The organism is Streptomyces stoeckheimensis, from assembly GCF_045822005.1.
Taxonomy (GTDB): Bacteria; Actinomycetota; Actinomycetes; order Streptomycetales; family Streptomycetaceae; genus Streptomyces; species Streptomyces stoeckheimensis.
The window spans coordinates 5,830,185-5,843,558 of the sequence record NZ_CP169550.1 but is presented as its reverse complement, the minus strand read 5'-3'; the positions used below and the strand labels follow the sequence as shown (position 1 = coordinate 5,843,558).

The window sequence follows — 13,374 nt, the reverse complement described above, 5'->3', positions numbered from 1 at the left end:
GCCGCCCCTTCCGGCCCCCCGGACACGCCCTTGAAGAGGAGAACGACATGAGCGCCGACACCGACACCCAGACCACCACCGTCTACCGGGTGACCGGCATGACCTGCGGGCACTGCGAGGGCGCGGTCACCGCCGAGCTCTCCGCGCTGGCGGGCGTCAGCTCGGTCAAGGCCGTCGCCGCGACCGGCGAGGTCACCGTGGTCTCGGCCGCCCCGCTCGACGAGGCCGCCGTGCGCGCCGCCGTCGACGAGGCAGGCTACGAGTTCGCCGGCCAGGCCTGAGCACCTCCTCTCCGGCATCACCCGCTTCGGCAGTACCAGCAGCACCCCGCCGGGCCGTACCGGCCAGCTCATACTGGTTCCGTACGGCCCGGCCCTCCCCCTGGAGCCCGGATCATGAGCAGCAGCACAGTGCACGACGGACCCATGGCGACCGCCGAGGTCGAGCTGACCATCGGCGGGATGACCTGCGCCTCCTGCGCGGCCCGCATCGAGAAGAAGCTGAACCGGATGGACGGGGTCACCGCATCGGTGAACTACGCCACCGAGAAGGCCAAGGTCTCCTACGGCGCCGACGTGCAGGTCACCGACCTCATCGCGACGGTCGTCAAGACCGGCTACACCGCCGAGGAGCCCCCGCCGCCGGAGCCCGAGCAGGTCGAGGAGGATCAGGCCCCCCAAGAGGCCCACGACCCCGAACTGGCCGCGCTGCGCCAGCGCCTCCTGGTCTCCGTGGTGCTCTCGCTGCCCGTGGTCCTGCTCGCGATGATCCCGGCCCTCCAGTTCGACAACTGGCAGTGGCTCTCGCTGACCCTGGCCGCCCCCGTCGTCGTCTGGGGCGCCCTCCCGTTCCACAAGGCCGCCTGGACCAACGCCCGGCACGGCGCGGCCACCATGGACACCCTGGTCTCGGTCGGCACCGGAGCGGCCTTCCTCTGGTCGCTGTGGGCCCTGTTCTTCGGCCACGCCGGAATGCCCGGCATGCGGCACGGATTCGACTTCTCCGTCTCCCGTACGGACGGCTCCTCGGCGATCTACCTGGAGGTGGCGGCGGGAGTCGTCAGCTTCATCCTGCTCGGCCGGTACCTGGAGGCCCGCTCGAAGCGGAAGGCCGGCGCGGCCCTCAAGGCCCTGATGCGGCTCGGCGCCAAGGACGTGGCGGTCCTGCGCGGCGGGACCGAGGTGCGCATCCCCGTGAGCGCGCTCGCGGTGGGCGACCGGTTCCTCGTCCGGCCGGGCGAGAAGATCGCCACCGACGGCACCGTCGTCGAGGGCAGCTCCGCCGTGGACGCCGCCATGCTGACCGGTGAATCGGTCCCGGTCGAGGTCACCGTGGGCGACACCGTCACCGGAGCCACCGTCAACACCTCCGGCCGGCTCGTCGTCGAGGCCACCCGCGTCGGCTCGGACACCCAGCTCGCCCGGATGGCCAAGCTGGTCGAGGACGCGCAGAACGGCAAGGCCGAGGTGCAGCGCCTCGCCGACCGGATCTCCGGGGTCTTCGTCCCGGTCGTACTCGTCCTGGCCCTGGGCACCTGGGTCACCTGGCTGCTGATCACCGGCAACCCGACGGCCGCCTTCACCGCCGCCGTGGCCGTGCTGATCATCGCCTGCCCGTGCGCCCTGGGCCTGGCCACTCCGACCGCACTGATGGTCGGCACCGGCCGGGGCGCGCAGCTCGGCATCCTGATCAAGGGGCCCGAGGTGCTGGAGTCCACCCGCCGCGTGGACACCGTCGTCCTGGACAAGACCGGCACCGTGACCACCGGCCGGATGACCCTGGCCGGCACCCACCCCGCCGAGGGCGTGGACGCCGCCGAACTGCTGCGCCTGGCCGGGTCCCTGGAGCACGCCTCCGAGCACCCGATCGCCCGGGCCATCGCGGCGGGCGCCGCGGAACTCCCCGGCGGCCTGTCGGTTCCCGAGGGCTTCGAGAACCACGGCGGCCTCGGCGTCCAGGGCGTGGTCGACGGACACGCCGTCCTGGTGGGGCGCGAGAAGCTGCTCGCCGAGTGGTCGATCGCGCTGCCCGTCGCCCTCGCCGAGGTCAAGGCCGCCGCCGAGGCCGAGGGTTCCACCGCCGTGCTGGTCGCCTGGGACGGTGAGGCCCGCGGCGTGCTGACCGTGGCCGACGCGGTCAAGGAGACCAGCGCCGAGGCCGTGTCCCGGCTGCGGGCGCTGGGGCTGACCCCGGTCCTGCTGACGGGCGACAACCAGGCCGTGGCGCAGACCGTGGCCCGCGCGGTGGGCATCGACGAGGTCATCGCCGAGGTCCTCCCGCAGGACAAGGTGGACGTCGTGCGCCGGCTGCAGGCCGAGGGCCGTACGGTCGCCATGGTCGGCGACGGGGTCAACGACGCCGCCGCGCTGGCCCAGGCCGACCTGGGCCTGGCCATGGGCACCGGCACCGACGCGGCGATCGAGGCGAGCGATCTGACCCTCGTACGGGGCGACTTGCGGGTCGCGGCCGACGCGATCCGGCTCTCGCGCCGGACCCTGGCCACCATCAAGGGCAACCTCTTCTGGGCCTTCGGCTACAACGTCGCGGCGCTGCCGCTGGCCGCCGCCGGACTGCTCAACCCGATGATCGCGGGCGCCGCGATGGCCTTCTCCTCGGTCTTCGTGGTCACCAACAGCCTGCGGCTGCGGTCCTTCCGCTAGTGATCACCCTTCACGCCTCGCGCACATCCCCTTCACACGAGACGCAGATCACAGGGGCCCCGACGTAACCTTCGGGCAGGCCCGTGGGTCTAATGGGGCGATGCCGAAAACGTGTTGGGACGACTACACGTTTGCTCGGCACGCAGACACCCGGTCCGGGTCCCGTGGGGGGAATCCGTTCCGGGGTAAGGAAAGCGCCCCGACCTTCGACCCGTGGGGGGATCGATGGCGGGGCGCTTTTCCTGTACCAAGCGTCCTACTGGTCCTGCGAGTCCTGCGGTTGCTGCGGCTCGACCCTCGGGTCAGCGGGACTCGACCGGAACGAAGTCGCGCAGGACCTCGCCGGTGTAGATCTGGCGCGGGCGGCCGATGCGGGAGCCGGGCTCCTTGATCATCTCGTGCCACTGGGCGATCCAGCCGGGCAGCCGGCCGATCGCGAAGAGCACGGTGAACATCTCGGTCGGGAAGCCCATGGCCCGGTAGATCAGGCCGGTGTAGAAGTCGACGTTCGGGTAGAGGTTGCGCTCGACGAAGTACTCGTCGGCCAGCGCGTGCTCTTCCAGCTTCAGGGCGATGTCGAGGAGCTCGTCGTCCTTGCCGAGCGCCGAGAGGACATCGTGGGCCGCCGCCTTGATGATCTTCGCCCGGGGGTCGAAGCTCTTGTAGACGCGGTGCCCGAAGCCCATCAGGCGGACGCCGTCTTCCTTGTTCTTCACCTTGCGGATGAAGGCGTCGACGTCGCCGCCGTCGTTCTTGATGCCCTCGAGCATCTCGAGGACGGACTGGTTGGCGCCACCGTGCAGCGGGCCCCACAGGGCCGAGATGCCGGCGGAGATCGAGGCGAACATGTTCGCCTGCGAGGAACCGACCAGACGCACGGTGGAGGTGGAGCAGTTCTGCTCGTGGTCCGCGTGCAGGATCAGCAGCTTGTCGAGCGCGGCGACCACGACCGGGTCCAGGTCGTACTCCTGGGCCGGCACGGAGAAGGTCATGCGCAGGAAGTTCTCGACGTAGCCGAGGTCGTTGCGCGGGTAGACCACCGGGTGGCCGACCGACTTCTTGTACGCGTACGCGGCGATCGTCGGGAGCTTGGCCAGCAGCCGGATCGTCGAGAGGTTGCGCTGCTTCTCGTCGAACGGGTTGTGGCTGTCCTGGTAGAACGTCGACAGCGCGCTGACCACGGAGGACAGCATCGCCATCGGGTGCGCGTCGCGCGGGAAGCCGTCGTAGAAACGCTTGACGTCCTCGTGCAGCAGCGTGTGCTGGGTGATCTCGTTGCGGAACGACGCGAGCTGGTCGACGGTCGGCAGCTCCCCGTTGATCAGCAGGTAGGCGACCTCGATGAAGGTCGAGCGCTCCGCCAGCTGCTCGATCGGGTAACCGCGGTAGCGCAGGATGCCCTGCTCACCGTCGAGGTAAGTAATGGCGGACTTATAGGCGGCGGTGTTTCCGTAGCCGCTGTCCAGGGTGACCAGCCCGGTCTGAGCCCTGAGCTTCGAGATGTCGAAGCCCTGGTCACCGACGGTGCTCTCGACCACCGGGTAGGTGTATTCACCGTCCGCGTACCGCAGTACTACAGAGTTGTCGCTCACGTCATCCCTCACCGACGTAGTGCCTCTTCTTCGAGGTGCCCTGACTGCCTCTACCTTCCCCCATTTGGCGCAGGTGAGTGCACTCGGGGTCGAGCTTTGGTGTTTTTGACGGCACTCAGTGCCGCCAGCGTGCACATCCTGCCCCCTCCGCAACCGTTGTAGGAACCCCAAATGATCGATCATCTAGGTGATGTTTCCCACCGGTATGCGGCCGGACAGCCTGGGTGCGACGGCCGTGTACCTCCTGCCTGCGGAAACGGTACGCACCGCCTGAGCGAGGGCTCTGCGGGACCCGACCAGGACGACCAATTTCTTCGCCCGGGTGACGGCCGTATACAGCAGGTTCCGTTGGAGCATCATCCAAGCGCCGGTGGTGACCGGGATCACGACGGCCGGATATTCACTCCCCTGGGAGCGGTGAATGGTGACGGCGTACGCGTGGGCCAGCTCGTCGAGCTCCGCGAACTCGTAGGCCACTTCCTCGTCTTCGTCCGTGCGCACCGTCAGCCGCTGTTCCTCCAGGTCAAGTCCGGTGACCACGCCGACCGTGCCGTTGAAGACGCCGTTGGCGCCCTTGTCGTAGTTGTTCCGGATCTGCGTGACCTTGTCGCCGACGCGGAAGACGCGGCCGCCGAACCGCTTCTCGGGCAGGTTCGGCCGGGCCGGCGTGATGGCCTGCTGGAGCAGCGCGTTGAGGTTTCCGGCGCCGGCCGGACCGCGGTGCATGGGGGCCAGGACCTGGATGTCCCGCCTAGGATCGAGGCCGAATCTGGCCGGAATGCGACGGGCGGCGACGTCTACGGCGAGCTTTCCGGCCTCCTCGGTGTCCTCCTCGGGGAAGAGGAAGAAGTCGGGCAGCCCGTCGGTGATCGGCGGCAGGCCCGTGTTGATCCGGTGGGCGTTGGTCACCACCCCGGACTGCTGGGCCTGCCGGAAGATGGTGGTGAGCCGGACGGCCGGAACCGGCCCGCCCTCGGCGAGCAGATCGCGCAGCACCTCCCCCGCCCCGACCGAGGGCAACTGGTCCACGTCCCCGACCAGCAGCAGGTGGGCACCCGGTGCCACGGCCTTGACCAGCTTGTTCGCCAGCAGCAGGTCGAGCATCGAGGCCTCGTCCACGACGACCAGGTCCGCATCCAGCGGCCGCTCCCGGTCGTACGCCGCGTCCCCGCCCGGTTTGAGTTCCAGGAGCCGGTGCACGGTGGAGGCCTCGGCCCCGGTGAGCTCGGCCAGCCGCTTCGCCGCCCGGCCCGTGGGGGCGGCGAGGACGACCTTGGCCTTCTTGGCCCGGGCCAGCTCCACGATCGAGCGCACGGTGAAGGACTTCCCGCAGCCCGGCCCGCCGGTGAGGACCGCGACCCGGCGGGTGAGGGCGAGGCGGACCGCGTCCCGCTGCGCGGGGGCCAGCGTGGCTCCGGTCCGGCCGGCGAGCCAGCCCAGGGCCTTGTCCCAGTCCACGTCCCGGAAGGCGGGCAGCCGGTCCTCGTCGGCGTTCAGGAGGCGCCGCACCTGACCGGCCAGGGACAGCTCGGCGCGGTGGAACGGCACCAGGTACACGGCGGTGAGGGGGTCCGGGCCGCCCTGCGGGTCCGGCACGGATTCCCGTACGACCCCTTCCGGATCGGCGGCGAGCTCGGCCAGGCAGTCGATGACCAGCCCGGTGTCCACCTGGAGCAGCTTGACCCCGTCGGCGATGAGCCGGTCCTCGGGCAGGAAGCAGTGCCCCTGATCGGCGGACTGGGACAGGGCGTACTGGAGGCCGGCCTTGACCCGATCCGGGCTGTCGTGCGGGATCCCGACGGCCTGCGCGATGCGGTCGGCGGTGAGGAAGCCGATGCCCCAGACGTCGGCGGCGAGCCGGTACGGCTGGTTCTTCACCACGGAGATGGAGGCGTCGGCGTACTTCTTGTAGATGCGCACCGCGATGGAGGTGGAGACGCCGACCCCTTGGAGGAAGACCATGACCTCCTTGATGGCCTTCTGCTCCTCCCAGGCGGCGCCGATCAGCTTGGTCCGCTTGGGGCCGAGGCCGGGCACTTCGATCAGCCGCTTCGGCTGCTCCTCGATGACGTCGAGCGTGTCGAGGCCGAAGTGCTCCACGATCCGGTCGGCGATCTTCGGGCCGATGCCCTTGATCAGGCCGGAGCCGAGGTAGCGCCGGATCCCCTGGATGGTCGCGGGCAGCAGCGTCGTGTAGTTCTCCACGGTGAACTGCCTGCCGTACTGGGGGTGCGAGCCCCAGCGGCCCTCCATGCGCAGCGATTCACCCGGCTGGGCCCCGAGGAGGGATCCGACGACCGTGAGCAGGTCGCCGGCGCCACGGCCGGTGTCCACCCGGGCGACCGTGTACCCGCTCTCCTCGTTGGCGTAGGTGATGCGCTCCAGCACCCCCTCGACCACCGCCGGTGCCACGGCCGCATTCGTCGTCATGGCCCGAAGCTACAGCCCGGGTGCGACAGTTCCGCCGGGCCTGTGGACATCTCGGCGGCCAACCAGAAGGGGGTCCCGCCTTTCGGCCGGACCCCCTCACGGTTACCCCTCCCTCGTCGGACTTCCCGATCCCCCCGGATCCCCCCCGGAAGTCCCGACGCACCATACGACCCGCGACCCCTGCCCGTGGTTGCACGCGGATCCGGAACTTTACCTTTCCATTACCCAATCGGGCTCCGGACGCCATCCGAGGTGCCGCCCAATCACCACAGAAGTAGCGTTTCAGGCATGAGCGAACCTTCCTTCCAGGACGACGTGCTGACCGAACTCGGCGACGAGAAGCTGACCGAGATCGCCGGCCTCCTCGGCACCGACACGAACGGCGCCCGTGACACCGTCGCGGCCACGGTCGGGGCGATGACCGGCGACCTCCAGCAGAAGGCCGACGCCGATGACGACGACGGCAACGAAGTCCGCCAGGCCTTCGCCGAGGTCACCCAAGCCCCGCTGGAAGGCGTGGCCACCCTCGGCGGCGGCCTGGGCGGCCTGCTCAGCGGCGGGATGATGGCCGGGGTGCTCGCCAAGGTGAGCAAGCCCGTGGCCAACGCGGTCTCCAAGAAGACCGGCATCCCCGCGCCGACCGTTGCCCGGGTCATCGAGATGCTGATCCCGGTCCTGCTGGCGGTCTTCGCCAAACGCGCGGCCGGGAAGGCCGGAGGCGCAGGTGCGGGCGCCGGGGCGCCGTCGGCGGCAGGTGCCGAGTCCCCGATCCCGTCGCCGGGAGCGGTACCGGGAGCGGCGGGCGCGGCCCCGGGGGCCGGCGGCGGCCTCGGCGACCTGCTCGGCCAGATCCTCGGCGGCGGCAAGAAGTAGCCGGGTTCTTCCGGCAGCACCTCACCCGTTCGGCCGAAACGGCCCCCGGGTCGGGTCCGGACCGCCCCCAGCGGTCCGGACCCGACCCGGATGCGGCCACCGGCCAGTCGGATCGGCTGTCAGATCGCCGGACGGAAGAAGAAGGTCTTGCGGCGCTCGATCCTGCCGTCGCGGACGAGGTAGGTGTCGGCGAAGGCCTCGTCCAGAGCCGTGCCGTCCTTGTCGGCGCCCTGGAACCGCCCCCAGCAGGCGGCCGCGGCGAGGCCCCCGGTCACCTGGCTCACCTCGTGGGCGCCCGAGCTGATGATCCGTTCGTGCTCGTAGAACCGGCGGATCCGGTCGAGACCTTCCAGCGCCGGGTAACCCGGCCGTTCGTACACGGCGTCCGGCGCGAAGACCTCGCCGAGCCGGTCCCACGAGCGGGTGTCGATCACCTGGAACAGCCGGGCCACCAGGGATTCGGCGGTCACCGGTGCGGGCGACGTCGTTGTCACGGCCTTGCTCCTTAGGGGTGTGGACGGAAAGACGGAAACGAGGGGGACGGGAACACGCGGGACGGGAACGAGAGGGACGGAAGACGGGTCACGGCCCGTCTGCGAGTGCCTTCTCCCAGGCCGTGGCCAGCCGCGAAACCCCTTCCCGGCGCTGCGCGTCGTCCAGGGAGGCGAAGGACAGCCGCAGGACCCGCGAGCCGTCCTCCTCGATGCAGAAGGGCGTACCGGGCACGATGGCCACCCCCTGCGCCAGCGCGTGCGCGTACAGCGCGTCGGAGCCCACCCGGGAATCGGTCAGACGGCACCAGAAGAAGAGCCCGCCGCGCGGCCGCTCGAACTCCAGCCAGGGCAGCCGCTCGCGCAGCAGGGTCTCCATGGCGCGGGCCCGGCCGCCGTACAGCGTGCGCAGGCCCGCCAGATGGGCCGGCAGGAACTCCGGGTCCCCCAGCAGATCGGCCAGCAGGTACTGGCCGAAGGTGTTGGTCTGGAGGTCCCCGCACTGCTTGGCGGCGACCAGTTCCCCGATCAGCTCGGCCGGGGCGACCAGACCGGCCACCCGCAGGCCCGGGCAGACCGTCTTGGAGAGGCTCATCAGCCGGACCACCCGCCCGCTGTGGACGTCGGTGGACGGCAGCCGGCTCCCCTCGAAGGCCAGGTCCCCGTACGGGTCGTCCTCGACGACGAGGAAGCCGAACCGCTCGGCCAGCGCGGCCAGGTGGCGGCGCCGTTCCTCCGAGAGCACGGCTCCGGTGGGGTTGTGGAAGTGCGGTACGACGTAGACCAGCTTGGGCCGTGCCCCGGCGAGGAGGCGCTGCTCCAGTACGTCGGTGCGCATCCCGTCCGCGTCGCCGGGCACCGGCAGCAGCCGGGCGCCGGCCCGCCGGAAGACCTGTACGGCGCCCAGGTAGCTCGGGTCGTCCAGGGCCACCTCGTCGCCCTCGTCGATGAGGGTCTGGGCGACGAGGTCCAGGCCCTGCTGGCTGCCCGCGGTGACCATCACCCGGTCGGGGCCGACGGGGGCCCCGGTCGCGCTCGCCCGGGCCGCGATCACCTCGCGCATCGGGGCGATGCCGTCCGTGGGGGCGTACTGGAGGGCCCGTACAGCCGACCCGGCGAACAGCCGGTCGGTGGCCTCGGCGAGCCGGGCCACGGGGAAGCTGTCGGGGGCCGGGATCCCGCCGGCCATCGAGAGCACCCCGGGGGCGGCGGCGGCCGCCAGGATCCGGCTCACCGCGTCGGAGCGGCCCCAGCCGGTCCGGCGGGCGAGCAGGCTCTCGATGGAAGCGGGGGCGGCGGCTTCGGCGTGCGTTTCGGGGCTCACTTCGCGTCCGCCTTCCGCGGCTCGGCGACGATCTGCGGCGGGAACTCCTTGAGCCGCCACACCGGGGACTTCAGGACGACCAGGACCGCGGTCAGGAAGAGCGCCGCGGTGACGAAGAGCGTTTCCCGCAGCCCGATCAGGTCGCCGAGCCAGCCGCCCAGCAGGGCGCCGAGCGGGAGCGTCCCCCAGGAGACGAACCGGTACCCGGCGTTCATCCGGCCCAGCAGCTGGTCCGGGGTCATGGACTGGCGCAGGCTGATGATGTGGATGTTGGCCATGGTGCCGCCGGCCCCGATCAGTCCGAAGGCGGCGACGAACAGGGCCAGCGAGAGCACCCCGTTGTCGGCGGGGGCCGCCGGGATGGCCGCGGGGGCCAGGCAGCACAGCAGCAGGGCCGCCAGGATGGCGCGGCCGAGACCGATCTTCAGCTTGAGCCACTGGGCGAGCATCGAGCCGACCAGGGAACCCACCGCGCCCGTGCCCAGCAGCAGGCCGATGCCGCCGGGCGAGATGCCGAGCGTGCGGGCCGCGTAGAGCACGAACACCGTCTGGAGGGACATCCAGCAGAGGTTGTACAGACCGGACTGGAGGGCGCAGGCCCGCAGGTGGGCGCTGTCCCAGATGATCCGGATGCCCTCGGCGATGCTGGTCCGGATCCCGGTGCGCTCCTGCTGGGGCACCGGCTCCGGCTCGACGCGCCGTACGGCGAGCAGCGTCAGCACGGAGACGAGGTACGAGATCCCGTTGATCAGCAGCGCGTAGGGGGCGGTGACCCAGCCGATGAGCAGACCGGCCAGTCCGGGCCCGCCGATCTGGGCCAGCGAACTGGTGCCCTGGAGCTTGCTGTTGCCCTCGACCAGGTGCTCCTTGCCGACCAGGGTCGGCAGGTACGACTGGTAGGAGACGTCGAAGACCACCGTGAGGGTGCCCACGAGCAGCGCGGCGATGTACACGTGCTCGATGCGGAGCAGGTCGAGCACGGCCAGCAGCGGCACCGCGCTGACCAGCAGGGCGCGCCCCACGTTGGCCATGATCATCAGGGGCCTGCGCCGCACCCGGTCGACCCACACGCCGACCAGGAGGGTGACCATCAGGAACGGGGCGTAGGAGGCCGCGTTGACGAAGCCCACCTGGGAGGAGCTGGCGTCGAGCGTCAGCACCGCGGTGAGCGGCAGCGCCAGGGTCGTGACCTGAGCCCCGACCTGCGAGATCGCCTCCCCGGACCAGAACTTGAGGAACTCCGGGTCCCGCCAGAGCGTGGCGGGTGCGGCGGCGGCCGCGGGTACGGCCGCCGTCTCCTCCACCGGCCCGGCGGCCCCGCTCCCGATGTCGGTCACTTCTCTTCAACTCCCTCGGCGGCCGGGTCGACGTGGAACGCGCAGCCGATCTGGGCGCCGCGGAGCATGCTCACGATGCCCACGGCCGGGTCGGTGACTCCGCGGGCCAGGGTGCCGGCGTAGCGTCCGTCGACCATCAGCGTTCCGTAGGCGACGGCCATGTCCTCGCAGGTCTCGCCGTCCTCGGAGAGGAACCGCTCGGTGGTCGGCAGCAGGCGGTGCTGGAGGACGTACGGGCCGTCGACGGCCTGGCGGAGCTTGGCGACCCATTCCTTCTGGTCGGTGGTCCAGCCGGGGGTGACGCCGACGCCGCCGTAGAGCAGGGTGGGCTTGAGGACCAGGTGGTCCTTGTTGGCGATGGCGTAGGGCAGCAGGTCGATCTTCTCGCCGCCGAAGGTGACCTTCTCGTCGCGGACGAAGCGGGTCCAGGGCAGGATCCGGTCGATCAGCTCGCGCTCGGCCTCGGTGAAGACGGCGCGGTTGCGCTCGTCGCTGAGCATCGCGAGGCTGCCCTTGTTCCCGTACAGCTCGCAGTCGAGCGGGGCGAACAGTTCGACCGTGCCGGCCTCGACGGCGTCGAGCAGCGGGTTGACGAGGTCGTAGGTGCGGGGCTCGTCGGGCATTTCGCCGGGCAGGAACATCCGGTAGACCACGTCGACCTTGCGGCCCTGGTGGAGGACGTTGCCGTCCTCGTACGCGAAGTCGCCCAGGTGGCAGACGACGGTCTCGAAGCCGAGGCGTTCGAAGGCCGGTACGACGAACTCCATCCAGCACTTGGACTTCTCGAAGCCCTCGGGCCAGTCGGTGATCGCCAGGTACGGCCGCTCGATGCCTTCGAGGGAGGGGGCCTGGCGGCGCAGCACCTCGGTGATGCGGGCGAGCGGGTCGGGGTAGACCAGGCCCTCGGTGGCCGCGAACTCGGCGAACTCGGCGTCCTGGATCAGGGCGCGGGCGAACTCGCCCATCTGCCAGCCGCCCAGCGAGGAGCCGGTGTTGAGCTCCATGACGCGGAAGCCGCCGGTCTCGCGGTACAGGTCGGCGCGGGAGAGCGGGGCGAGCTCGTCCACGGAGCCGCGCAGGACCAGGTCGGCCTGGGTGGGGGACATGCCGACGGCGGTGGCGAAGGCGCGCAGGTCGCCGCCGAAGAGCCGGGCGGGCACCGCCTTGATCAGTTCGAAGAGGCCGTTCAGGTCGTTCTCCAGGCCCGTGACGTCGGCTTCGCTGAGGAAGACGGGGCGGTTGAGCCCCTCGCCGCCGCCGGCTCCGTAGCGGAACCACTCCACGCCCCGGACTCCGGAGACGGTCTGGCGGGCCGCGGTGCGCTCGTGGTCGAAGAAGCGGCGGGTCACGGCGTTCTCGACGCGGGCGCCGAGCCGGTGCGCGGCGACTCCGGAGACCTCCGTGCGGGAGAGCGCCTCGGCGCGGTCCAGGGCGCGGCGGGTGCCGGCCGGGGTCTCGCTGACGGCGATGAGCGCGGCGGAGCGGGGGGTCAGGCCGCGGGGCGGGAGCAGCAGCTCGTCGCCGGGCTCCACGAGGGCGACGGCCTCGGCCAGGTCCTCGACGTCCTCGGGGGCGGGCAGGACGACGCGGTCGACGGCGCCGTCGTAGGCCGGGTAGAGGAAGCGGACCTCGGCGCTGAGGGCGCGGGTCGGGGTGATGTCCGGGGTCTCCTCGAAGGCGATCCGGGCGGCGGCCAGCGGCAGGTCCACGCCGGTGGCGAGCTTGTTCAGGTGCGGGATGAGGTCGCCGCCGAGGCGGCCGTTGAGCTCGATGAGGCGGGGGCCGTTCGCGGCGACGCGCAGTTCGGTGTGGGTGACGCCGTAGTCGACTCCGGCGGCGCGGTGCGAGTCCTGGACCAGCTGGGTGACGGCGTCGGCCCAGGGCTCGTGGCGCCAGTCGGTGACCAGGTGCCCGACTTCCTCGAAGTACGGGTGGGCGCCGAGGCGCTTGCGGGCCACGCAGACCGGGGTGGCCACGCCGTCCACGACGACGCTGTCCACGCTCAGTTCGGGGCCCTCGATGAACTCCTCGATCAGGACCGAGGCGGTGGTGCCGGCGCCGCGCAGCCGGCTGGTGGAGGCGAGCCGGAAGGCCCGGCGCAGGCCGTCCACGTCGCGTGCCATCATCACGCCGAAGCTGCCGCCGAGAGTGCGGGGCTTGACGACGACGGGGAAGCCGATGGACTCGGCGGCGGCGACGGCCTCTTCCTCGGTGGTGGCCGGGACGTACCGGACGGCGGCCATGCCGGCCGCTTCGAGGGCCTGGCGGGTGGCGTACTTGTCGCGGCAGATCTTGGCGGCCGCCGGGTCCATGGCCCGCATGCCGAGCTTCTTGGCGACCGAGGACACGGCGACCAGCGACCACTCGTCCCAGGTGACGATCGCGGCGTCGGCGACCTCGCCGCGCAGGTCGGCGACCGGGGCGTAGAGCTTGGCGGCGTCCGTGGTGTCGGCGATCCGGTGGGTCTCCACGTAACGGGCCTGCCAGGTGGGGGCCTCCGGCGCGACGAGGGTGACCTCGTAGTGCTGGGCGAGGGAGGCCAGGGCGTATTCCCGGTACTGCTGTATGCGGCTGCCTACGAGGATGACGCGCTGGCGTTCGGAGGTCATGACGACCACGGTGGGTTCCTTTCCGATACGGGGCGTGGAGCGGGTTCGCCCCGAAGAA

9 protein-coding genes are annotated in these 13,374 nt (G+C 71.1%); 3 read left to right on the top strand and 6 right to left on the bottom strand.

Going from position 1 to position 13,374, the window contains the following annotated elements; genetic code table 11:
* Nucleotides 1-47: 47 nt before the first annotated feature.
* Both ACE1OC_RS26505 and ACE1OC_RS26500 read left to right on the top strand, forming a co-directional pair.
* Nucleotides 48-281 (top strand): heavy-metal-associated domain-containing protein, encoded by a 234-nt coding sequence (locus ACE1OC_RS26505; RefSeq protein ID WP_274553249.1) that lies wholly within the window; start codon nucleotides 48-50, stop codon nucleotides 279-281.
* A 114-nt stretch (nucleotides 282-395) separates the two neighbouring features.
* Nucleotides 396-2,660, top strand: coding sequence for a heavy metal translocating P-type ATPase (locus ACE1OC_RS26500; protein ID WP_407839114.1), 2,265 nt, complete (start codon nucleotides 396-398; stop codon nucleotides 2,658-2,660).
* Between the two features lie 302 nt (nucleotides 2,661-2,962).
* Here ACE1OC_RS26500 and ACE1OC_RS26495 read toward each other — a convergent pair whose 3' ends face one another.
* Entirely contained in the window at nucleotides 2,963-4,252 is a 1,290-nt protein-coding gene (locus tag ACE1OC_RS26495; RefSeq protein ID WP_243335006.1) for a citrate synthase, read from the bottom strand.
* 183 nt (nucleotides 4,253-4,435) lie between these two features.
* A complete protein-coding gene (locus ACE1OC_RS26490; RefSeq protein ID WP_407839113.1) occupies nucleotides 4,436-6,682 on the bottom strand; it encodes an ATP-dependent RecD-like DNA helicase in 2,247 nt (748 codons plus the stop codon).
* A 288-nt stretch (nucleotides 6,683-6,970) separates the two neighbouring features.
* Here ACE1OC_RS26490 and ACE1OC_RS26485 point away from each other — a divergent pair, with 288 nt between their 5' ends.
* Nucleotides 6,971-7,555, top strand: coding sequence for a DUF937 domain-containing protein (locus ACE1OC_RS26485; RefSeq protein ID WP_407839112.1), 585 nt, complete (start codon nucleotides 6,971-6,973; stop codon nucleotides 7,553-7,555).
* 119 nt (nucleotides 7,556-7,674) lie between these two features.
* Here ACE1OC_RS26485 and ACE1OC_RS26480 read toward each other — a convergent pair whose 3' ends face one another.
* From ACE1OC_RS26480 to ACE1OC_RS26465, 4 genes are all read right to left on the bottom strand, one after another.
* Nucleotides 7,675-8,049, bottom strand: a complete 375-nt coding sequence (locus tag ACE1OC_RS26480) for a nuclear transport factor 2 family protein (RefSeq protein WP_407839111.1) — start codon at nucleotides 8,047-8,049, stop codon at nucleotides 7,675-7,677.
* Between the two features lie 88 nt (nucleotides 8,050-8,137).
* Nucleotides 8,138-9,370 (bottom strand): PLP-dependent aminotransferase family protein, encoded by a 1,233-nt coding sequence (locus tag ACE1OC_RS26475; protein ID WP_407839110.1) that lies wholly within the window; start codon nucleotides 9,368-9,370, stop codon nucleotides 8,138-8,140.
* Entirely contained in the window at nucleotides 9,367-10,707 is a 1,341-nt protein-coding gene (locus tag ACE1OC_RS26470; protein WP_407839109.1) for an MFS transporter, read from the bottom strand. The genes ACE1OC_RS26475 and ACE1OC_RS26470 overlap by 4 nt, the downstream gene beginning before the upstream one ends.
* Nucleotides 10,704-13,316 carry an ATP-grasp domain-containing protein gene (locus ACE1OC_RS26465; RefSeq protein WP_407839108.1) on the bottom strand — a complete coding sequence of 871 codons (2,613 nt, stop codon included), beginning with the start codon at nucleotides 13,314-13,316 and terminating at the stop codon, nucleotides 10,704-10,706. Before ACE1OC_RS26465 ends, ACE1OC_RS26470 begins: the two co-directional genes overlap by 4 nt.
* Nucleotides 13,317-13,374: the final 58 nt, after the last annotated feature.